Raw genomic sequence first — 20,398 nt, 5'->3', positions numbered from 1 at the left:
GCTCGTGATCAATACACCTAGACGCTCCGCGCCCGTCCCGCGAAGAGGCCGCGCCGGCTCCCCGCCGGTGCGGCCTCTTTGCTGGATGGAAGTTGGAGCGCTGCTCGAAAGAGACCGATGCTGTTTCCCTTCTCCCTTGCCCAGTGGTTAGAGTGGCGCTCTAATCTTTTCGACCAGGAGCTCCCATGCCCCTCACCCCCGCCCCCTTCCGCATGCCCCCCGAGTGGGCCCCCCACGAGCGCACCTGGATGGCCTGGCCGGGTCCGAACCCCACCTTCGCCTCCGACGCCGAACTGGAGGAGGCCCGCCGGGCCTGGGCCGCCGTCGCGCGGGCCGTACGCCGCTTCGAGCCGGTCACGATGGTCGTCGGGCCGGGGCAGGAGGAAGGCGCCGCCGCCCTCCTCGGCCCCGGCGTCGAACTGGTCGTCCGGCCGCTCGACGACGCCTGGATGCGGGACATCGGCCCCACCTTCGTCACCGACGGCTCCACCCTCGCCGCCGTCGACTGGACGTTCAACGGCTGGGGCGCGCAGGGCTGGGCCCGCTGGGAGAGCGACCAGCACATCGCGCGGGCCGTCGCCGAGGTGGCCGGAACCCCCGTGCACTCCTCCCCGCTCGTCAACGAGGGCGGCGCGATCCACGTCGACGGCGAGGGCACCGTCCTGCTCACCGAGACCGTCCAGCTCGGCCCGGAGCGCAACCCCGGCTGGAGCAGGGAGCGGGTGGAGGCGGAGATCCACGCCCGCCTCGGCACCGAGAAGGCGATCTGGCTGCCCCGGGGGCTGACCGGCGACTACGGGACGTACGGCACGCTCGGCCATGTCGACATCGTCGCCGCCTTCGCCCGGCCCGGCACCGTCGTCGCCCACGTCCAGCCGGACCCCGCCCACCCCGACCACGAGGTCACCCGGGAGAACCTGGCCGTTCTGCGGGCCGCCACCGACGCCAGGGGCCGCCCGCTGGAAGTCGTGGAGGTGCCCGCCCCCACCGTGCTGCGCGACGAGGACGGCGCGTGGGTCGACTACTCCTACATCAACCACTACCTCTGCAACGACGGCGTGCTCCTCTGCGCCTTCGACGACCCGCGCGACGAGGAGGCCGCCGCGATCTTCCAGGGCCTGTTCCCCGACCGTACGGTGACCCTCGTCGATGCCCGTACGATCTTCGCGGGCGGTGGCGGCATCCACTGCATCACCCAGCAGCAGCCCGCCGTCTGACCTCGCGGGCCCGGCCGCCCGGCCCCGCGACCCGATGCCCCCGCGCGACCCGACCCGAAAGCCCGGCCCCATGCCCTCCGCCCCGCGCCGTACCCACCAGGCCGCCCCGCCCCGCGAGGACGTCCTCGCCGCCGTCATGGCCACCGTCGCCGAACGCGGGCTCGACGGGCTGACCATGGCCGGGCTGGGGCGGGAGGTCGGCATGAGCAGCGGGCACCTCCTCTACTACTTCCGCACCAAGGACGAGCTGCTGCTGCGGACCCTGGAGTGGAGCGAGAACCGCCTCGGCGCCGAGCGCCGCGCTCTGCTCGCCCGGCCGGGGAGCGCCCGCGAGCGGCTGGACGCGTACATCGGGCTCTATCTGCCGGCCGGGCACCGCGATCCGCACTGGACGCTCTGGCTGGAGGTCTGGGGCCGCTCCCAGAACGCCGACGACGACGCCCGCGCCCGGCAGGCCGCCATCGAGGGCGCCTGGCACCGCGACCTCGTGGCGCTGCTGGCCGAGGGCGTTTCGCGCGGTGAGTTCCGGCCGGTGGACCCCGACCGGTTCGCCGTCCGGCTGCGGGCGCTGCTCGACGGGTTCAGCGTCCATGTGACGGTCGGCATCCCGGGCACGGGGCGGGAGCGGGTGCTCGTCCAGGCGGCGGAGTTCCTGGACGAGACGCTGACGCCGGGGCGGGGCCCGGATGCGACCGGCGTCACGACCGCATTCTGAGACACCGCCGTCACGGGGCGCACGCTGTGCCAGACTGCTGCCGTGTCCTCGTTCGTCATGATTATTGGCAGCAGGCGCGCCGGTCCGCAGTGACCGCCCCGTACCACCCCGTACGGCGCGGCCATCGTGCCCCAGACCCGCGCGCAGACCTCTCGCACCCGCGAGGGGTTTTTTGTTTTCCGGTCCGCACCCGGGCCGGGACGGCGCGCGCGGGATGATGGGGGCAAGTGGAACCAGATCGTCCGGTCCACTCATCCGACAGGAGCCAGATCAGCATGACCACCAAGGCCGACGCCACCGACGACGGTTTCCATGTCTTCGACACCACACTGCGCGACGGTGCTCAGCGTGAGGGCATCAACCTGACGGTCGCCGACAAGCTGACCATCGCCCGTCATCTGGACGACTTCGGGGTGGGGTACATCGAGGGGGGCTGGCCGGGGGCCAACCCGCGCGACACCGAGTTCTTCGCCCGCGCCCAGCAGGAGATCGCCTTCGAGAACGCGCAGCTCGTGGCGTTCGGCGCGACCCGCCGGGCCGGCGGCAGCGCGGCCGAGGACCCCCAGGTGAAGGCGCTCCTGACCTCCGGCGCGCCGGTGGTCACCCTGGTGGCCAAGGCCCACGACCGCCACGTCGAACTGGCCCTGCGCACCACCCTGGAGGAGAACCTGGAGATGGTCCGCGACACCGTCTCCCACCTGCGCGAGCAGGGGCGCCGGGTCTTCGTGGACTGCGAGCACTTCTTCGACGGCTACCGCGCCAACGCCGCGTACGCGAAGGCCGTGGTCCGTACCGCGTACGAGGCGGGCGCGGAGGTCGTCATCCTCTGCGACACCAACGGCGGCATGCTCCCCGCCCGGATCCAGGCCGTCGTCTCCACCGTCATCGCGGACACGGGCGCCCGGCTCGGCATCCACGCCCAGGACGACACCGGGTGCGCCGTCGCCAACACCCTGGCCGCCGTGGACGCGGGCGCCACCCACGTCCAGTGCACCGCCAACGGGTACGGCGAGCGGGTCGGCAACGCCAACCTCTTCCCCGTCGTCGCCGCCCTGGAGCTCAAGTACGGCATGAAGGTGCTGCCCGAGGGCGCGCTCGCCGAGATGACCCGGATCTCGCACGCGATCGCCGAGGTCGTCAACCTCACCCCCTCCACCCACCAGCCGTACGTCGGCGTCTCGGCCTTCGCCCACAAGGCCGGGCTGCACGCCTCCGCGATCAAGGTCGATCCCGACCTCTACCAGCACATCGACCCCGAACTGGTCGGCAACACCATGCGGATGCTGGTCTCCGACATGGCCGGCCGCGCCTCCATCGAGCTGAAGGGCAAGGAGCTGGGCATCGACCTCGGCGACGACCGCGCCCTGGTCGGCCGGGTCGTGGAGCGGGTCAAGGAACGCGAACTCCAGGGCTACACCTACGAAGCCGCCGACGCCTCCTTCGAGCTGCTGCTGCGCGGCGAGGTCGAGGGGCGGGCCCGCCGCTACTTCCGCACCGAGTCCTGGCGGGCGATCGTCGAGGACCGCCCCGACGGTACCCACGCCAACGAGGCGACCGTGAAGCTGTGGGCCAAGGGCGAGCGGATCGTCGCCACCGCAGAGGGCAACGGCCCGGTCAACGCCCTGGACCGGGCCCTGCGCGTCGCCCTGGAGCGGATCTACCCGCAGCTCGCCAAGTTGGAGCTGGTCGACTACAAGGTCCGCATCCTGGAGGGCCGTACCGGCACCGAGTCCACCACCCGCGTCCTCATCACCACGGGCGACGGCGCCGGCGACTGGGCGACCGTGGGGGTCGCCGAGAACGTCATCGCCGCCTCCTGGCAGGCGCTGGAGGACGCGTACACCTACGGACTGCTGCGCGCGGGCGTCGAGCCCACCGAGTAGCGCCCAACCGCCGCGTTCCACGAGAGCCGCCGCCCGCGCCGGGCGGCGGCTCCCGCACGTTCACGGCACGTTCAAGAGGTGAACGCACAACGCCCGCCGCCTGCGCGGCAGATGGGACAGCGCCAATCTCGACGTGAAGTATTGACGGCACTGAATCGGCGCGGTTGACTCCAGCCGCAACGTCGGCGCCGGGTCCGGAGCCGGTACCGAAGGCCGCCCCCGGCCGCCGCGCGGTCCACGAGCGGCGCGCGCGAGGGCGGACGGCCGGGGCCGCTCCGCCGGGCCGCCGATGGGCGACGCCGCGTGTGCGCCCGGCTACGGTGGGCGGCCGGGCGCCGTCCGCGGCCGTCGCCCGGACCCGTACGCCTGAGGGCGGCGTGCGGCGGTACCGCGACACGATCCACCCCGCCTCCATCGCGTGATGCGCCACCTCCCGACCCGTTACACCGTCCGACCCGCCGACCCCGAGAAGAGAGCGCTCTCAACGATGTCCCGCACCCCGAACCCCCGCCCCCGCGGGGGCAGAAGCAGACCCGTGACCGCCGCCGTCGCCGCCACGGCCGTCCTGGCCGCCCTGCTCGCCGGATCGGTCACCGGACCCGCCGCGGCGGCCGCCGACGAACCCGCCCCCGTCCTGGTCGACCGCTTCGAGGGCGAGGTCCCGCTCGGCGGGCAGCCGCCCGCCGACGCGATCTTCACCTGGGGCGGCGACGCGGACGACCACCCGGAGCTGAAGCTGACCGAGCGCGCCGACGCCCCCGAGGGCGGGCGGGTCCTCGAAGGCTCCTACGACATCAGCGCCTACGGCGGGTTCAGCCACGAGTTCGCCGTGGACGCCCCGCCGCGGAACTGGACCGCCCACCAGGGCATCCGCTTCTGGTGGTACGGCCAGAACACCGCGCCCCTGCCGCCCGGTTCCGGCAAGCGGGTCAACTTCGAGATCAAGGACGGCGGCGCGAACGGCGGCGCGTCCGAGCTGTGGACCACCTCGTTCACCGACGACTGGGAGGGCTGGCACCTCGTCGAGATCCCCTTCGCGGACTTCGTCTACCGCGCCGACTACCAGCCCGTCGGCGGCATCGACCAGGTCCTCGGCCTGAACGAGATGTGGGGCTATGCCGTCACCCTGCCCGGCGGCGCCCCCGGCGCCTTCGCCATGGACGCCGTCGAGCTCTACGGCAAGGCGGACCCGGCGCTCACCGCGAGCCTCGTCACCGACACGGCCGTCCGCACGGTGAAGAACGGCGGCAGCGCCGACATCACGCTCTCCGTCGCCACCACCGGCTCCGTCCCCATCGAGGAGCCCGTCACCGTCGCGTACGCCACGAAGGGCGGCACCGCCGAGGCGGGCACGGACTACACCCCCGTCACCGGCAGCCACACCTTTCCCGCCGGCACCGCCTCCGGGACCGCCCACAAGGTCACCGTCCGCACGGCGAAGGCGGCGAAGGCGTCCGAGGCGAGGACCATCCCGCTGGAGCTGACCGTCACCGGCGCGAAGGCCCCGAGGGAGAACCCGCAGATCGTCATCGACGCCCACGGCCTCCCGTACCAGAACGCCGCACTGCCCGTGAAGAAGCGGGTGGCGGACCTTCTGGGGCGGATGTCCCCGGCGGAGAAGGCCGGCCAGATGACCCAGGCCGAGCGCAACGCGCTGCGCGCCCCCGGTGACATCGCCGCCTACGACCTCGGCTCGCTGCTCTCCGGCGGCGGCTCGGTCCCCACCCCGAACACCGCCGCCGCCTGGGCCAAGATGGTCGACGCGTACCAACTGCGCGCCCGCGCCACCCGCTTCCAGATCCCGCTGATCTACGGCGTGGACGCGGTGCACGGCCACAACAACGTCGTCGGCGCGACGATCATGCCGCACAACATCGGCATCGGCGCGGGCCGCGACCCGAAGAGCGCCGAGAGGACCGGTGCGATCACCGCCAAGGAGGTCCGCGCCACCGGCGTCCCGTGGGACTTCGCCCCCTGCGTCTGCGTCACCCGCGACGAGCGCTGGGGCCGCTCCTACGAGGCGTTCGGCGAGGACCCGGCGCTGGTCGAGGCCATGGAGACGGTCATCCAGGGCATGCAGGGCAGCCCCTCCGGCAAGGACCTGCACCGCAACGACAAGGTGCTCGGCAGCGCCAAGCACTTCGTCGGGGACGGCGGCACCGCCTACGGCTCCTCCACCACCGGCTCGTACACCACCGACCAGGGCGTCACCACGGTGACCCGGCAGGAGCTGGAGGCCGTCCACCTCTCCCCGTTCGCGGAGTCGGTGAAGCGCGGCGTCGGCACGGTCATGCCCTCGTACTCCTCGCTCGACGTCATCGGTGACGGCCGGGGCCCGGTGAAGATGCACGCCCACGGCGAGATGATCAACGGCGTCCTCAAGGACCGGATGGGCTTCGAGGGCTTCGTCGTCAGCGACTGGCAGGCCATCGACCAGATCCCCGGCGACTACGCGAGCGACGTGCGCACGTCGGTCAACGCCGGACTCGACATGATCATGGTCCCGACCGCGTACCAGGACTTCACCAGGACTCTGAAGGACGAGGTCGCGGCGGGCCGGATCAGCCGGGCCCGGATCGACGACGCGGTCGCCCGCATCCTCACCCAGAAGTTCCGCCTCGGCCTCTTCGAAAAGCCCTACGCGGACACCACCCACCTCGACGCCGTCGGCTCGGCCGCACACCGCGCCGTGGCCCGCGAAGCGGTCGCCAAGTCCCAGGTCCTGCTCAAGAACGGCGACCGGAACGAGGGGCCGGTCCTGCCCCTCGAGCCCGGCCAGAGGGTGTACGTCGCCGGGTCCAACGCCGACGACATCGGCAACCAGGCGGGCGGCTGGACCATCAGCTGGCAGGGCTCCTCCGGGAAGACCACCACCGGCACCACGATCCTGGAAGGCATGAGGAAGGCGGCGAAGAGCCCCGAGTCCGTCACCTACTCCAAGGACGCCTCCGCCGCCACGGACGGCCACGACGTCGGCGTGGTGGTCGTGGGCGAGACCCCGTACGCCGAGGGCGTCGGGGACGTCGGCAACGGCCACGACCTGGAGCTGACGGCCGCCGACAAGAAGGCGATCGACACGGTCTGCGCGGCCATGAGGTGCGCCGTCCTCGTCGTCTCCGGCCGCCCGCAGCTCATCGGCGACCGGCTCGGGGAGATGGACGCGCTCGTGGCGTCCTGGCTGCCCGGCTCCGAGGGCGACGGCGTGGCCGACGTGCTCTACGGCAAGCGGCCCTTCACCGGTCAGTCCCCGGTTACCTGGCCGAAGACGGAGGCCCAGCTCCCGATCAACGTCGGGGACGAGGTCTACGACCCGCAGTTCCCCTACGGCTGGGGCCTGACCACCCTGAGGAAGCCCCCGGCGGGCGGTGAGCCGACGCTCGCCTCCCTCGCCGTGGCCGCCGGGGTCGCGGAGAGGGCCGGGCTGGGGAAGACCCCGGCGGCCAGGGCGATCGTGGACCGGGCCCGGCTGCTGGTCCAGCAGAAGATCGGCGGCACGTTCACCCAGGCGGTCTCCCGGCCGTTCGCGGAGGCGGACCACCTGCTGCTCACCGGTGACCTGACCGGCGCGGTGGCCAAGCTGCGCACGGCGTACCGCGCCGCGTAGCACCGCCCGGAAGGCGCTCTCCGGGCGGGCGACGACGTTCGCCGCCCGCCTGGAGTAGCGTGAAGTATGAGGAAAAGGCTCTTTCCCGCGCTGCTGGCGGGCCTGCTGCTCATCATCGCGGCGGCTGCTCTCGCCCTGACCTCCCCGGCCTCGGCCGCGCCGGCCGGGACAGTCCAGGACGCCGCCCAGGCCCTGCGCGACGATCCGGTGTACGTGGATCCCGCCGCCCGCGACCAGCTCTCCGCCGCCGACGAGAAGGCCCTGGAGAAGAAGATCACGGACGCCGACAGACCGGTGTTCGTGGCCGTCCTCCCCGACACCCCCGCCTTCCCCGAGGACACCCTCCTGAGGACCCTGCGCAACGACACCGGGATCACCGGCGTCTACGCGGTCCGCCTCGGCGACGGCTTCAACGCGGGCGCGGACCCGCAGGTCATGCCCGTCCGGGCGGTCCAGAACCTCACCGCGGCCGTGAAGGACCCGGCCACCGCCCGGAACGCCGACGCCCAGCTCGACGCCTTCGTCGACCGCGCCGTCGAACAGGCCCGCGGTTCCGCCCCCGCCTCCTGGTCCGGCGGCACGGGCGCGGGCGACGCGTCCGGCGCACCGGTCGGCGGCCTCATCACCCTCGGCGCCCTCGTCGCGGCGGGCGGCGCCGGCGCGTACGCGGTCTCCCGCCGGAACAAGCGCCGCAAGGAGGAAGAGGAGCGCGCCGCACTCGACAAGCTCCGGGTCGTCGTGGACGAGGACATCACCGCGTACGGCGAGACGCTGGAACGGCTCGACTTCCACCCCGCCGAGAAGGGGGCGGACGACGCCATGCGCGCCGACTACGAACGGGCCCTGGACTCCTACGAGAGCGCCAAGGCGAAGATGGACCGGGCCGCCCACCCCTCGGACGTGCGGGGCGTGACCCAGGCCCTAGAGGACGGCCGCTACTCCCTCGCGGTCCTGGAGGCCCGCCGCACCGGCGGCGAGATCCCGGCCCGCCGCCCGCCCTGCTTCTTCGACCCCCGCCACGGCCCCTCGGTCGCGGACGTCCGCTGGACCCCGCCCGGCGGCGCGCCCCGCGAGGTCCCGGTCTGCACCGCGGACGAAGCCCGGCTGGCCCGCGGCGAGGACCCCGTGAGCCGCACGGTCGACGTGGGCGACGGCCGCCGCCGCCCCTACTGGGAGGCGGGCCCGGCGTACGGACCCTGGGCCGGTGGCTACTTCGGCGGCGGCCTGCTCCCCGGCCTCCTGGTCGGCACCATGCTCGGCTCGATGCTCGCCACCCCGGCGTACGCCTCCGAGTACGGCGGCGGCGACTTCGGCGGAGGCGCGGGCGGCGACTGGAGCGGCGGCGACTTCTCCGGCTCCGACTTCGACTCCTCCGGCTTCGGCGGGGGCGGCTTCGGGGACGGCGGCGGCTTCGGCGGCGGCGGAGGCTTCGACGGCGGGGGGTTCTGAGCACCCCGGCGCCACGGATTCCCCCCCCAGCGCCCCGGGTTCCGGTGGACCCCCTCAGCCGGGGCCCGGGGCTCCACCCGGGGCCGGGAGCGGCGGAAGTCCGCCCCCGGCCCCGGGCGCCCGACCCGTGGTCAGCCGGTGGTGACCCGCAGCGTGCCCGACACGGCGGCGTCCGCGCCCGAGCCGTCCGCCGGTGCGGCGGTCAGCCGCCAGGTGTAGCCGCCCGCCGGGGCCGGTTCGCCCGAGGCGGTCGTGCCGTCCCACGCGACCCGTACCGTGCCGCGCGTCTCCTCGCCCGTCCAGGTGCGGACGGTCTCCCCGGTCGAGCGGCGCACCAGCGTCACCTTCCAGGAGGCGGCCGGCCTGGACAGCCACCAGGCTGCCTTCCACGCGCCCGTCGAGGTGGCGGGGACGGCGGAGTGGGCGACGCCCAGCGGGGAGACGGCCTGCTGCGGGGCGGTGACGTGGACGGTGTCGTCGGTCCCGACCCAGGCGAGCTTGCCCGCGTCCGCGTCCAGGGTCCAGGTGGCGCCGCGCCCGTCGCCCTGGGCAGGCGTCTTCAGACCCGTCACGGTCCCCAGGTCCCCGGTGGAGCCGTCGGGCCGGAGCGCGGTGAGGCGCAGATCGCCGGACGCCTCGCGCGCGGCGAGGAACCGGTCGCCCAGCAGCACCCCGGAGGCCGGGGCGGGGTAGTCGCGGTGGGTCGCCGTGTCGTACACGCCCGCCGCGTCCACGGAGGGACAGCTCCAGTACAACAGGGTGCCGCTGCGCTGGAGTTCACGGGGAACGCAGTCGGCGCCGATGTCGTGGGTCCCGGTCACCGTGCCGGTGCGCGGGTCGACCACGTTGACCACGCCGGGCTTGTTCGGGGCCGACTTGACCAGCCGGTCCCCGTCCAGCACCGCGCCCTGGGCCGGCTGGTCGCGGACGACGAGGTCGCGGGCGGTGTCCACGACGTACTGCCGGCCGCCCGCCTCGTAGAGCACGAACTCCGGTGAGGCGCCGAGGAGGCGCCCGCCCGTACCGGGCAGGACCAGGGCCTCGGACGGCCGGTCCGGGTCGTCGCCCGTCACCAGGGCGTCCTTGCCGGTGGCGGGGTCGGTGACCAGCCGGGCCAGCCCCTCGTCCGTACCGTCGGCGAACCGGCCCGCCGCCGGGCCGGGGAAGTCGGCGAGCCGCGCGCCCTCCGCCGGCTCCAGGCCGGTCCCCACGTCCGTGCCGTGCAACGTGTCCTTCCCGACCAGGGAGTTGACGTACCGCAGCCGCCCCCGGTCCAGGGCCAGCGCGCCGATCTCGCCGTCCGCCGTCTTGACCTTCGGGACCTCCCGCATCACCAGGTCGAAGACGGTTCCGCTGCCGCCCTGGTGGAACGCGTGGATGGCCCGTTTGCCGTCGGCGTCCTTGCCCAGCGCCAGGACGTCCCCGTAGCCCTCGGCCCGGAGCTGGGCGAACTCCACCGTGGGCAGGAGGGTGCGCTCGGTGTCCGCGCCGGTGACGGGCGTGAGGCGCAGCGGGCCGCCGAGCCCCTCGTGCCAGACGATGTTGTCCTCCACCACGAACGTGGTGACCTCGCTGTCCGGGGACTGCGTGGCCAGCGGAACGACCTGGGGCGTGCCCGTGCCGCTGCGCGGCATGATCCGGACCCCCTGGCCGCCGCTGCCGTTGCGCGAGAACCAGCTGACGGTCATCTGGGTGATGCGGAAGCTGCTCGCGTCGCCGGTCACGGGCAGGGGCTTCACCCGGCCGTCGTACGCGGTGAGGATGCCGTAGCCCGGCGAGCCGTCCGCGAGGCGGTAGCCGATCAGGACCTCGCTGCCCTGGGCGCCGAGCACCACGGGCCGGGCGTCGGTGGTGGCCCCGGCGGGCAGCCGCACGAGGGGGTCCGCCGACGGGTCGCCTCCGCGCGGCACCCGCATCTCGTACGTCCCGTCGCCCTTGTCGACGGTGGCGATCGTCCAGCCGCCCGCGAAGCGGAGGTTGAGGTACCGGGCGGGGACCGTCGAAGTGCTGGTGAAGGCCGGGTCCTCGATGCCGATCCGGACGATGTCCGTCCCGCCGTCCGCCCGCGGCCGGGTGTAGATCGCCCGGTTGTGCTCGTCGTGGCCCCCCACGAGCTGTTCCTCCGGCACGCCCGCCAGCTCGGGGACGGCCTTGGTCCGGCTGTTGTACGAATTCGTCCAGAGGTAGTCGCCGTCGCCCTCGCGGTGCAGCGCCCCGTACCTGCCGGTGGCCAGGATCTTCTCGGGCCCCTCGCCGAAGGCGTCCGGCGCGGGTATCAGCACCTCCGCCGCCTGCGTCTTCTCCTCGGCGTGCGCGGTGGCCGGCAGCGCCGTGGCGAGCCCCGCCGCCAGTGCCACCGCGACCGCCGCCGCTCCCGCGGCCCGGCCGCCGCGCCGGTGGTGGACGCGGCTGTTCGTGTACAGGTGTCGGGACACCTGACCCCCCTCGTCAGTTGACCGATGCCGCACATCTGCGATGCGAGCGTGATCAACCTTATTCGTATGTGGGGGAGTTGTAGCCGGAAAATGCGCAAGTGGTGAGGCGGGGCGGGACCGCTACCTCCAGGCGGCCCACCAGGCGGCCACCCCGCCGAGGACGATCAGCGCGCACATCACCGCGTTGCCGCGCCGGTAGTCCACGAGGATCGCGGTGAACTCGCGGAGCGTCGCGTTCGGCCAGAAGTACGCGGCCGTGGGCGAGCCCACCACCTGCCCCCGGATGCGGACCCGCCGGGCGGTGAGCGCGGCGCGGAAGGCGTGGTAGTTGTTCGTGACGACGACGCACCGGTAGTCGGGCTTGGCCTCCTCCATGATCGCCTTGCTGAACCGCAGGTTCTCCTCGGTGTTGCGCGACCGGTCCTCCCGCTCGACGAGATGGGCCGGAAAGCCCTGCGCGATCAGGTGGTCGGCCATGGCGTGGGACTCCGGCAGGTCCTCGTCGGGCCCCTGCCCGCCCGACGTGAGGAGCACGGGGCTCCCACCGCGCCGGGAGAGCCGCGCGTGGACCTCGCGCCCCCGCTCCAGCCGGCTCGCCAGCAGCGGCGGCACGGTGGAGCCGTTGATCAGCCCGGAGCCCAGCACCACCACGAAGTCGGCCTTGCGGCGCACCCGCAGCCGCCCGTACAGGAACGCGTAGCAGACGAAGCACAGGAACAGGAACGAGAAGTACAGCGCCAGCCCGCCCGCCGCCGTCGCCGCACCGATCAGGAGCGGCGTCCGCACGGCGACCGCGGTGGCCAGCAGCGCGATGACCGCGACGATCGCCAGGGCCGCCAGCAGGGAGAGCAGGTTGGACGGACTCCTGCCCTCCTTGCGCACCATGCGTACGCCGTTGAGGAAGAGGAAGCACGTCAGCACGAGCACGGCCACCGCCCCCAGGCCGAGCAGCGACCAGAGCACGAGGGGCGTAGAGGCGGAGCCGGAGGCGACCAGCCGGTACAGCAGACCGGCCGCCGCGCAGAGCACGGCCAGTCCCAGGACGACGGCATTGCTGAATCTGCGGCGCTCGCGCAGCACGCTCACGCAGAAGACGAGGAAGAGGAGCGCCGCCGGGACGTAGACCACCATGAGCACAGACTAGGCAGCGCGCCGTACCGCCTTGACGCCGCCTCCCCCTACGGTGACCTGCGGCGGAGCCCCGCGACGGCGTCCCGCGACGCGGCTGCGCGACGGCGGTGCGCGAACAGGGCGTGCCCTTTGCGGGGTCCGGGCCGTTGAACCCGGCATGAAGAAGCGAAGCGTACTCGCCGCCGTCACCCTCGCCACCGGAGCGGTCATCGCCGCCATCTCCCCGCCCCCGGGCGGCGGCGACACCGCCCACGCCGCCGAACCGGCCGTCTCCCTGGGGGCGCTGGACGACGTCGGCGACCTCGGCAAGCTGGTCGACGGAGCGGCGGGGGCCACCACCTCCACCGCCGGCACGGTCACCAGCACCGTGGAAGGCGCCAAGCTCAGCTGAACCGGCCGGGAAGCGACGGGGGCGGCGGAAAAGCCGCCCCCGTCCGCGTTCCCGGGGCCGGTCGGGCACATCGGGGTTCCATACGCTCCGATGCGGTGCTCAGGCCGTTCCGCCGTCCCCGCGTTGTCCCGGCCGATCCGGGGGGTAGCGTCCTGGGCATGGACTCTCGTACCACTGTCGAGCGCGCTCAGCGCCTCAAGAAGCTGCATGCCGACCACAAGCCGCTCGTGCTCCCCACCGTCTGGGACGCCTGGTCCGCGCGGACGGCCGTCGCCGCCGGGTTCCCCGCGCTGACGATCGGCAGCCACCCCCTCGCGGACTCGCGGGGAGCCGAGGACCAGGAGGGCCAGACCTTCGAGGAGGTGCTGGCCGCCATCCGGCCGATCACCGCCGCCGTCGACGTCCCCGTCTCCGTGGACCTGGAGGCGGGATACGGACAGAAGCCCGCCGACCTGATCGCCGGTCTCGTCGAGGCCGGCGGCGTCGGCCTCAACGTCGAGGACACCGTCCACTCCGAGGGCGGACGCGTGCGCACCACGCAGGAGCACGCCGCCTACATCGCGGGCCTGCGCGCGGCGGCCGACGACGCGGGCGTCCCGGTCTGGATCAACGGACGCACCGACCTCTTCGCCCACGCCCAGGACCCCGCCGCCGTGCTCGACGAGGCGATCGAGCGCCTGCTGGCCCTGGAGCAGGCCGGGGCGGACAGCGTCTACCCGGTGAAGATCCAGGACAACGACGAGCTGCTCGCGGCGGTGACGGCCGCCGTCTCCGTTCCCGTCAACTCCACGGCCCACCCGGTCAAGCACGACCTGGAGCGGTTCCGCCGCCTCGGCGTCGGCCGGATCACCTACGGCCCGTTGCTCCAGATGGCGCTGACCGACACGATGAAGGACATGATCGGCCCCTGGGCCCCGTAAGCGGGCCCGCGTCTCCGCACGGCGCGTACCCGACCGTTCCGGGCCCGGAACGGTCGGGTACGGCACCCTGGCCCCTTCCTACGGTGAACGGGCAAGGGAAGGGACCAGGAGTTGCTGGAACGGCTGAACGACGCGATGGACCACATCGAGGCCCACCTCGGTGAGCGCATCGACGCGGCGGACCTCGCCCGCATCGCGATGACCTCGGAGCACCACTTCCGCCGGATGTTCTCCGCGCTCGCGGGACTCCCGCTGGCGGAGTACGTCCGGCGCCGCCGCATGACGGTCGCGGGAGCCGAGGTCCTCGCCGCCCCTGACCGCACGCTGCTGGAGGTGGCGGTGCGGTACGGCTACGACACGGGGGAGGGCTTCGCCCGCGCCTTCCGGGCCGTGCACGGCATCGGACCCGGCGAGGCGCGGCGCACGGGCGCGGTCCTGCGGTCCCAGCAACGGCTGACCTTCCGACTCGTCGTCGAAGGGAGCACGGCCATGCGGTACAAGCTGGTGGAGAAGGACGATTTCCGGGTGGTGGGGAAGCGGGCCCGCGTCCCGCTCGTCCACGAGGGGCCGAATCCGGCCATCGCGGAGTTCATCCGGGGGATCGGCCGCGAGGAGCTGGACCGCATCGCGGCCCTCTCCGACCAGGAACCGGCGGGCCTCGTCGGGGTGAGCGACCAGCTCGACCCGAGCCGCGCGGAGGGCACCGAACTCGACTACTACCACGGCGTGGTGAGCGGCGCGGAGCCCCCGGAGGACCTGGACGCCCTCGCCGTACCGGCGGGGACGTGGGCGGTCTTCCACAGCGAAGGGGAGTTCCCGCAGGCCCTCCAGTACCTCTGGCGGGACGTGTTCACCCAGTGGTTCCCCTCGAACCCGTACGCCTCCCGGCCCGGCCCCGAGATCCTGCGGGTGAGCCTGACGGAGGAGGGGAAGCGGGCGGAGGCGGAGCTGTGGATTCCCGTGGAGCGGTCTCCCGAGGGCTGACCGTCTCGCGGCGCGATACGCGGCACGACAGAGGTTTACAGCCAGGGGGCATATGCGATGCCTTAATGGTCCAGACCTATTGTGCGGGCGTGCTCCGCTCGCTAGCTTTCTCCTGGCGGCGCGCGCTGTTCGGTTCGGCTCTGACCATTCACTGACGCACAGTCACGTGCGTTGACGGAAAAGGGAGTTACCGACATGAACAGACGTATCGCCGCGCTCGCGGTGACGGTGGCGACGGCCGGCGCGATGCTGCTCGGCAGCGCTTCGACGGCCTCCGCGACGGGCCCCGGCTTCTACCTCCGCAGCCACCACGCCAGCCTGGCCGAGTGCCAGGCGGTCGGGAACGCCGGCGCCGACAACGCCCTCTGGAGCCGCGTCTTCATCTGCAACCCGTTCGCGGGCAAGCCGGGCGTGTACGAGCTGTGGGTGCGCTACTGATCCGGCCGCCGCAGACGTGAACCGCCCCGCTTCCGGCCGCGTCGGCGGCCTCGGAAGCGGGGCGGTGTCACCAGGCTCAGAGGGCGGCGCTGCTGCCCTCGACGAAGGCGCTCCAGGTGGCGGGCGCGACGGTGAGGACGGGGCCCTCGGTCACCTTGGAGTCGCGGACGTGGACGGCGGCCGGGTGCGCGGCGACCTCGACGCAGTCGCCGCCGTTGCCGTTGCTGTAGCTGGACTTGCGCCACTGGTAGGCGACTTCGATGCAGTTTCCGCCTTGATCGCTGCTGTAGCTCGACTTGAACCAGTGGAGGGCGGCGGGACGGGAGACGGGAAGGGCAGCGCGGTTCATGTCTCTCCAAGCAGGGCTGCGAGCAGTGCGTCCAGAAGCCGGGCGCTTTCCTCGGCGGTCAGCGCCTGCGTCCGCAGCATCCCATATTTCTGCATGAGAGCGCTGACGTCGGCCGGATCGTCATACAGCTCGGCTCGCAGATGCATCTCGACGTACGCGAGCTGATCGTGATCGGGGGTCTCCAGGAGGACCAGCGGTCCCGCAAGCCCTGCGTGCTGCGGTGTCTTCCGCGGCATGATCTGGATGCTGACGAAGGGTAGGTCCATGCAGCGTCGCAGATGGAGGAGCTGCTCGCGCCTGACTTCAGGATCGCCCAACTCCGCCTGCAAGATGCTCTCCTCCAGGATGAAGTGGAGGATAGGGCGAGGCTTGCGCTCCAGGATCTTCTGTCGATCGAGTCGGGTCGTCACCCGCTTCTCGATCTCCTCCTCTTCCAGCGGCGGGTAGTGGCTGGAGAACACCAGCCGCGCGTAGGTATCGGTCTGTAGCAGCCCCGGGATGAGCTGGGATTCATACGAGAGCAGGCTCACCGAGCCCTGCTCGTACTGCACGAAGTCCTTGACCAGTGCCTGATACCGCTCCTTCTTCGGCACCCGCTCCACGGCGACCTTGAGCGCCCCTTTGGTCTCCAGTAGTTCATCGAGTTGAAGGGCCAAGTCCAATTGGAGTGCCCGCCGTCCCTGCTCGATCGAGGCGATCGTGTCCTCGCCAACCCCTAGTTGGGCGGCGAGGGCGGCCTGTGTCAGCCCGGCGAGCTTGCGGAAGTGGCGCAGCTGCGCGCCGATCAACTGCCACGAAGTAACTCGCCTGATGCTGTGCGTTCCCGGTTGCATGACCTGGCTATCCCCCAATTGGCCCGTCTGTCCACCCGTCAGAACCCGTACAAAAGCTTTTGTACGTCCCGACGCTCTGCTGGAGCTTAGTTACACCGTGTGAGCGTGGGGGCATGAACGAGACATCCCAACTCTCCTACTTCCGGGCCGCCTTCTACTGCCGTGAGCGCAGGTCGATCCCCGTCGTACGCAAGTTCGCGTGCAAGGCGCTGGTCGAGTGGGAGTGCGAGCAGCGGGCGGACGATGTGCTGCTCTGCGTGACCGAGCTGGCGACCAACGCGCTGCGGTACGGGGTGCCGCCGGGGCGCGGCTTCAAGGTCCACATCCACCTGGAGCGGGTGGAGGGCACCATCCGGCTCGAACTGCACGACAGCGGTGACGGCGAGGTGTGTCCGGCGGAGGTGCCGCCGGGGCCGGAGGACGAGGGCGGGCGCGGGCTGCTGCTGGTCGCGGCGCTGGCGGACGCGTGGGGGGTCGAGGAGCGGAACCCCGGCAAGACCGTGTGGTGCGAGTTCAGCATCGTATGACTTGCTGTTCCGGCAAGGATGTTTGTCGTTTCGGCCTCATGAGCGCACTCTCGTCACCGAACGGAGGCGGCGGAGGCGATCCGCGGCCCGGTGACGGAGGAGGAACGACATGAAGCGGCAGCGGTACGACGTGGTGATCGTGGGCGGCGGCGCGGCCGGCCTGAGCGGGGCGCTGGCCCTGGCGCGGGCCCGGCGCTCCGTCCTGGTGATCGACGCGGGCGAGCCCCGTAACGCCCCCGCCTCCCACGTGCACAACTACCTGGGTCGCGAATCCACCCCGCCCGGCGAGCTGCTGGCGATCGGCCGGAGCGAGGCCGCCGGGTACGGGGCGGAGATCGTCGCGGGCCGGGTGGCCTCGGCCGAGCGGCTGCCCGACGCCGAGGCGCAGGGCTTCCGGGTGGTGACGGAGGACGGCCGGAGCATCGAGGCGCGGCGGCTGCTGGTGACGACGGGGCTCGTGGACGAGCTGCCGCCCGTGCCGGGGCTGGCGGAGCGGTGGGGGCGCGAGGTGCTGCACTGCCCGTACTGCCACGGCCACGAGGTGGCGGACCGCCCGATCGGCGTGCTCGCCACCGGCCCGCTCGCCGTGCACCAGGCGCTGATGTGGCGGCAGTGGAGCGACGACGTGACGCTCTTCCTCCACACAGTCCCCGCGCTCTCGGCCGAGGAGCACGAGGAACTGGCGGCCCGGGGCGTGGCGGTCGTGGACGGCGAGGTGGCGGGGCTGGAGACCGCGGACGACCGGTTCACCGGCGTACGGCTGGCGTCCGGGCGGGTGGTCCCGCGCGAGGCGCTGGTGGTGCAGGCCCGGTTCACCGCGCGGTCGGCGGTGCTGGAGTCGCTGGGGCTGAAACCGGTGGCGCAGGAGATGGGCGGGACGGTGATCGGTACGTACGTCCCGACCGACCCGACCGGTGCGACGGAGGTCCCCGGCGTCTGGGCGGCCGGCAACGTCACCCGCCTGACCGAACAGGTGATCGGCGCGGCGGCGGCCGGGCTCATGGCGGCGGGTGCGGTCAACGGCGACCTGATCGCGGAGGACACCCGGCTGGCGGTGGCGGCCCGGCGGGCGTGACACCGCCGGGCCGGGGGGCCCGCCCGGCTCGGTCGGCCGGGTGGTGCGGCGCGGTCCCCGAAGGCCCGTACGGCGTAACGCGGACCGGCGGAGGGGAGACCGCAGGGGTGAAGGCGGAGCCCGACGGATGTGTGAGTTCCGGTTAAGGGGATACGCGAAAGGTCCCCGGCACCACGAGGGCGCCGGGCGTCGGAGAAGCAAAGGGAGATTTCCGTGGGCATCATCGCCTGGATCCTCATCGGCCTGTTCGCGGGGCTCATCGCCAAGGCGCTGATGCCCGGCAAGGACCCCGGGGGCTGCATCATCACGATCATCATCGGCATCGTGGGCGGTCTGCTGGGCGGCTGGCTCGGCAAGGTGATCTTCGGCGTCGACTCGATCGACGGCTTCTTCAGCCTCTCCACGTGGATCGCCGCCATCATCGGTTCGGTGATCGTCCTGCTCATCTACCGGATGGTCGCGGGTCGGCGCGCCCATTGATCCGGCCCGGCCGCCGGGCTCCGAGGTCGTACGGCCGATGTCTCGACGGGTCGATTCATCCGGGTCCGCCTACCTCGGCAGCGGGTCAGTAGGGCAGCCGTGGAGGGAGCCATCACCGACACGTCTGCGGAAGACGAACAAGAGGACACGACGACATGACCGACACCTCGCGCAAGCCGACCACCTCCGACTCCGGCGCCCCGGTGGAGAGCGACGAGCATTCGCTCACCGTCGGCCCGGGCGGGCCGATCCTGCTCCAGGACTCGTACCTGATCGAGCAGATGGCCCAGTTCAACCGCGAACGCATCCCCGAACGCCAGCCGCACGCCAAGGGAAGCGGGGCGTTCGGGAAGTTCGAGGTGACCGCCGACGTGTCCGCGTACACGAAGGCGGCGCTCTTCCAGCCCGGCGCCACAACCGACCTGGTCGTCCGGTTCTCCACCGTGGCGGGGGAGCGGGGCAGCCCGGACACCTGGCGCGACCCGCGCGGCTTCGCGGTGAAGTTCTACACCAGCGAAGGCAACTACGACATGGTGGGCAACAACACCCCCGTGTTCTTCGTGAAGGACCCGATGAAGTTCCAGCACTTCATCCGGTCCCAGAAGCGCCGCGCGGACAACAACCTCCGCGACCACGACATGCAGTGGGACTTCTGGACGCTGTCGCCGGAGTCGGCCCACCAGGTCACCTGGCTGATGGGCGACCGGGGCATCCCGCGCACCTGGCGCCACATGAACGGCTACACCTCGCACACGTACATGTGGATCAACGCCGAGGGCGAGAAGTTCTGGGTCAAGTACCACTTCAAGACCGACCAGGGCATCGAGACGTTCACGCAGCACGAGGCCGACCAGATGGCCGCCGCGGACACGGACTACCACACCCGTGACCTGTTCGAACACATCCGGGACGGCGACTTCCCGAGCTGGACGCTGAAGGTCCAGATCATGCCGTACGAGGACGCCAAGGACTACCGGTTCAACCCGTTCGACCTGACCAAGGTGTGGCCGCACGGCGACTACCCGCTGATCGAGGTCGGCCGGATGACGCTGGACCGCAACCCCACGGACAACCACGCCGAGATCGAGCAGGCGGCGTTCCAGCCGAACAACCTGGTCCCCGGCATCGGCCCGAGCCCGGACCGGATGCTGCTGGCGCGGCTGTTCAGCTACGCGGACTCCCACCGCTACCGCATCGGCGGCAACTACCAGCAGCTGCCCGTCAACGCCCCCGTCGTCCCCGTGCACACCTACTCCAAGGACGGGGCGATGGCGTACCGCAAGACCACCGACCCGGTCTACGCCCCGAACTCCAAGGGCGGCCCGGCGGCGGACACGGAACGCTACGGCACCCCGCCGAGCTGGTACGCGGACGGCGACATCACCCGGGCGGCCTACGTGGACCACGCGGAGGACGACGACTGGGGCCAGGCGGGCACCCTGGTCCGCGAGGTCATGGACGACGCGGCGCGCGACCGGCTGGTGGACAACGTGGTCGGCCACCTCCTCAACGGGGTGACCGAACCGGTCCTCCAGCGGGCGTTCCAGTACTGGACGAACATCGACGCCACGGTCGGCAAGCGCATCGAACAGGGCGTCCGCGCCAAGGCCGGCGAGAAGGACCCCAAGGCCGCCGAACAGGCCAACCCGGCGCGCAGCTCCATGCAGCGCAAGGCCTGAGGCAGCGCTTCCCCCATGGGAAGGCCCCCGCTTCCGCCCCGTCGCACACGGGGGCGGAAGCGGGGGCCGCTCGCCGTTCGCCCCCGCGGTCAGCCGTCCGCGGCACCGTGTCCGCCGCCCGGCGGCCGGCGTATCAGGACGACGCCGCCCGCCAGGTCTATCGGCCCCCGGCCGGGATCCGCGTCACCCGCGTCCTCGAGGACGAGTTCCTGACGTCGGCGCTCCTCTTCGGTGTGCCGACGGTTCGGTGCGAAAAGCTGCTCGAACGTACTGAACATGACTGCCACT

At 72.2% G+C, this 20,398-nt stretch carries 18 protein-coding genes; 13 read left to right on the top strand and 5 right to left on the bottom strand.

All coding sequences use genetic code 11. The features are described 5' to 3' along the window. Nucleotides 1-185: 185 nt before the first annotated feature. From AMK24_RS27670 to AMK24_RS27650, 5 genes are all read left to right on the top strand, one after another. Nucleotides 186-1,217, top strand: a complete 1,032-nt coding sequence (locus AMK24_RS27670) for an agmatine deiminase family protein (protein WP_073771617.1) — start codon at nt 186-188, stop codon at nt 1,215-1,217. A 70-nt stretch (nt 1,218-1,287) separates the two neighbouring features. Continuing rightward, nucleotides 1,288-1,932 (top strand): TetR/AcrR family transcriptional regulator, encoded by a 645-nt coding sequence (locus AMK24_RS27665; protein ID WP_073771616.1) that lies wholly within the window; start codon nt 1,288-1,290, stop codon nt 1,930-1,932. A 275-nt stretch (nt 1,933-2,207) separates the two neighbouring features. Continuing rightward, the gene (gene cimA, locus AMK24_RS27660) at nt 2,208-3,815 is read left to right on the top strand and encodes a citramalate synthase (RefSeq protein WP_073771615.1); all 1,608 of its coding nucleotides are present in this window, start codon (nt 2,208-2,210) and stop codon (nt 3,813-3,815) included. 487 nt (nt 3,816-4,302) lie between these two features. Beyond that, the gene (locus AMK24_RS27655) at nt 4,303-7,419 is read left to right on the top strand and encodes a glycoside hydrolase family 3 N-terminal domain-containing protein (protein ID WP_073771614.1); all 3,117 of its coding nucleotides are present in this window, start codon (nt 4,303-4,305) and stop codon (nt 7,417-7,419) included. Between the two features lie 66 nt (nt 7,420-7,485). After that, the gene (locus AMK24_RS27650; protein ID WP_073771613.1) at nt 7,486-8,868 is read left to right on the top strand and encodes a hypothetical protein; all 1,383 of its coding nucleotides are present in this window, start codon (nt 7,486-7,488) and stop codon (nt 8,866-8,868) included. 131 nt (nt 8,869-8,999) lie between these two features. Here the strand turns inward: AMK24_RS27650 and AMK24_RS27645 are convergent, their stop codons facing one another. Both AMK24_RS27645 and AMK24_RS27640 read right to left on the bottom strand, forming a co-directional pair. Continuing rightward, nucleotides 9,000-11,303, bottom strand: coding sequence for a FlgD immunoglobulin-like domain containing protein (locus tag AMK24_RS27645; RefSeq protein WP_073771612.1), 2,304 nt, complete (start codon nt 11,301-11,303; stop codon nt 9,000-9,002). Nucleotides 11,304-11,423: 120 nt separating this feature from the next. After that, nucleotides 11,424-12,434, bottom strand: a complete 1,011-nt coding sequence (locus AMK24_RS27640; RefSeq protein ID WP_073771611.1) for a YdcF family protein — start codon at nt 12,432-12,434, stop codon at nt 11,424-11,426. A gap of 157 nt (nt 12,435-12,591) precedes the next feature. On the opposite strand from AMK24_RS27640, the gene AMK24_RS27635 reads away from it, so the two are divergent. From AMK24_RS27635 to AMK24_RS27620, 4 genes are all read left to right on the top strand, one after another. Then, nucleotides 12,592-12,825, top strand: coding sequence for a hypothetical protein (locus AMK24_RS27635; RefSeq protein WP_073771610.1), 234 nt, complete (start codon nt 12,592-12,594; stop codon nt 12,823-12,825). A 158-nt stretch (nt 12,826-12,983) separates the two neighbouring features. Beyond that, nucleotides 12,984-13,745, top strand: coding sequence for an isocitrate lyase/PEP mutase family protein (locus AMK24_RS27630; RefSeq protein WP_073771609.1), 762 nt, complete (start codon nt 12,984-12,986; stop codon nt 13,743-13,745). 111 nt (nt 13,746-13,856) lie between these two features. Further along, a complete protein-coding gene (locus AMK24_RS27625; protein ID WP_073771608.1) occupies nt 13,857-14,729 on the top strand; it encodes an AraC family transcriptional regulator in 873 nt (290 codons plus the stop codon). A 195-nt stretch (nt 14,730-14,924) separates the two neighbouring features. After that, complete coding sequence (locus AMK24_RS27620; RefSeq protein WP_073771607.1) at nt 14,925-15,167, top strand: hypothetical protein; 243 nt, start codon at nt 14,925-14,927, stop codon at nt 15,165-15,167. Nucleotides 15,168-15,243: 76 nt separating this feature from the next. Here the strand turns inward: AMK24_RS27620 and AMK24_RS27615 are convergent, their stop codons facing one another. Together AMK24_RS27615 and AMK24_RS27610 are read right to left on the bottom strand one after the other, a co-directional pair. Then, on the bottom strand, nt 15,244-15,516 hold the full coding sequence (locus AMK24_RS27615) for a DUF397 domain-containing protein (protein WP_073771606.1): 273 nt from the start codon (nt 15,514-15,516) through the stop codon (nt 15,244-15,246). Then, nucleotides 15,513-16,304 (bottom strand): helix-turn-helix domain-containing protein, encoded by a 792-nt coding sequence (locus AMK24_RS27610; protein WP_338012705.1) that lies wholly within the window; start codon nt 16,302-16,304, stop codon nt 15,513-15,515. The genes AMK24_RS27615 and AMK24_RS27610 overlap by 4 nt, the downstream gene beginning before the upstream one ends. Nucleotides 16,305-16,462: 158 nt before the next feature. Between AMK24_RS27610 and AMK24_RS27605 the strand changes: the two genes are divergently transcribed. The 4 genes from AMK24_RS27605 to AMK24_RS27590 all read left to right on the top strand — a co-directional run bounded on the left by AMK24_RS27605 (nt 16,463) and on the right by AMK24_RS27590 (nt 20,110). After that, a complete protein-coding gene (locus tag AMK24_RS27605) occupies nt 16,463-16,876 on the top strand; it encodes an ATP-binding protein (protein WP_073771605.1) in 414 nt (137 codons plus the stop codon). Between the two features lie 109 nt (nt 16,877-16,985). Then, nucleotides 16,986-17,951, top strand: a complete 966-nt coding sequence (locus tag AMK24_RS27600) for an NAD(P)/FAD-dependent oxidoreductase (RefSeq protein WP_073771604.1) — start codon at nt 16,986-16,988, stop codon at nt 17,949-17,951. A 213-nt stretch (nt 17,952-18,164) separates the two neighbouring features. Then, entirely contained in the window at nt 18,165-18,431 is a 267-nt protein-coding gene (locus tag AMK24_RS27595; RefSeq protein WP_073771603.1) for a GlsB/YeaQ/YmgE family stress response membrane protein, read from the top strand. A 155-nt stretch (nt 18,432-18,586) separates the two neighbouring features. Next, on the top strand, nt 18,587-20,110 hold the full coding sequence (locus AMK24_RS27590; protein ID WP_073771602.1) for a catalase: 1,524 nt from the start codon (nt 18,587-18,589) through the stop codon (nt 20,108-20,110). A gap of 89 nt (nt 20,111-20,199) precedes the next feature. Here the strand turns inward: AMK24_RS27590 and AMK24_RS27585 are convergent, their stop codons facing one another. Further along, complete coding sequence (locus tag AMK24_RS27585; protein WP_073771601.1) at nt 20,200-20,388, bottom strand: DUF6191 domain-containing protein; 189 nt, start codon at nt 20,386-20,388, stop codon at nt 20,200-20,202. Nucleotides 20,389-20,398: the final 10 nt, after the last annotated feature.

It is taken from the genome of Streptomyces sp. CB02366, assembly GCF_001905905.1.
Classification (GTDB): domain Bacteria; phylum Actinomycetota; class Actinomycetes; order Streptomycetales; family Streptomycetaceae; genus Streptomyces.
Note: the sequence above shows the minus strand (reverse complement) of the source record. Positions and strands in the feature narration are given on the sequence as shown.

Bases quoted from the DNA above. Each gene is read 5' to 3' on its own strand.
- AMK24_RS27670 (WP_073771617.1), top strand. From the start codon at position 186: ATGCCCCTCACCCCCGCCCCCTTCCGCATGCCCCCCGAGTGGGCCCCC.
- AMK24_RS27665 (WP_073771616.1), top strand. From the start codon at position 1,288: ATGCCCTCCGCCCCGCGCCGTACCCACCAGGCCGCCCCGCCCCGCGAG.
- cimA (WP_073771615.1), top strand. From the start codon at position 2,208: ATGACCACCAAGGCCGACGCCACCGACGACGGTTTCCATGTCTTCGAC.
- AMK24_RS27655 (WP_073771614.1), top strand. From the start codon at position 4,303: ATGTCCCGCACCCCGAACCCCCGCCCCCGCGGGGGCAGAAGCAGACCC.
- AMK24_RS27650 (WP_073771613.1), top strand. From the start codon at position 7,486: ATGAGGAAAAGGCTCTTTCCCGCGCTGCTGGCGGGCCTGCTGCTCATC.
- AMK24_RS27640 (WP_073771611.1), bottom strand. From the start codon at position 12,434: ATGGTGGTCTACGTCCCGGCGGCGCTCCTCTTCCTCGTCTTCTGCGTG.
- AMK24_RS27635 (WP_073771610.1), top strand. From the start codon at position 12,592: ATGAAGAAGCGAAGCGTACTCGCCGCCGTCACCCTCGCCACCGGAGCG.
- AMK24_RS27630 (WP_073771609.1), top strand. From the start codon at position 12,984: ATGGACTCTCGTACCACTGTCGAGCGCGCTCAGCGCCTCAAGAAGCTG.
- AMK24_RS27620 (WP_073771607.1), top strand. From the start codon at position 14,925: ATGAACAGACGTATCGCCGCGCTCGCGGTGACGGTGGCGACGGCCGGC.
- AMK24_RS27615 (WP_073771606.1), bottom strand. From the start codon at position 15,516: ATGAACCGCGCTGCCCTTCCCGTCTCCCGTCCCGCCGCCCTCCACTGG.
- AMK24_RS27605 (WP_073771605.1), top strand. From the start codon at position 16,463: ATGAACGAGACATCCCAACTCTCCTACTTCCGGGCCGCCTTCTACTGC.
- AMK24_RS27600 (WP_073771604.1), top strand. From the start codon at position 16,986: ATGAAGCGGCAGCGGTACGACGTGGTGATCGTGGGCGGCGGCGCGGCC.
- AMK24_RS27590 (WP_073771602.1), top strand. From the start codon at position 18,587: ATGACCGACACCTCGCGCAAGCCGACCACCTCCGACTCCGGCGCCCCG.
- AMK24_RS27585 (WP_073771601.1), bottom strand. From the start codon at position 20,388: ATGTTCAGTACGTTCGAGCAGCTTTTCGCACCGAACCGTCGGCACACC.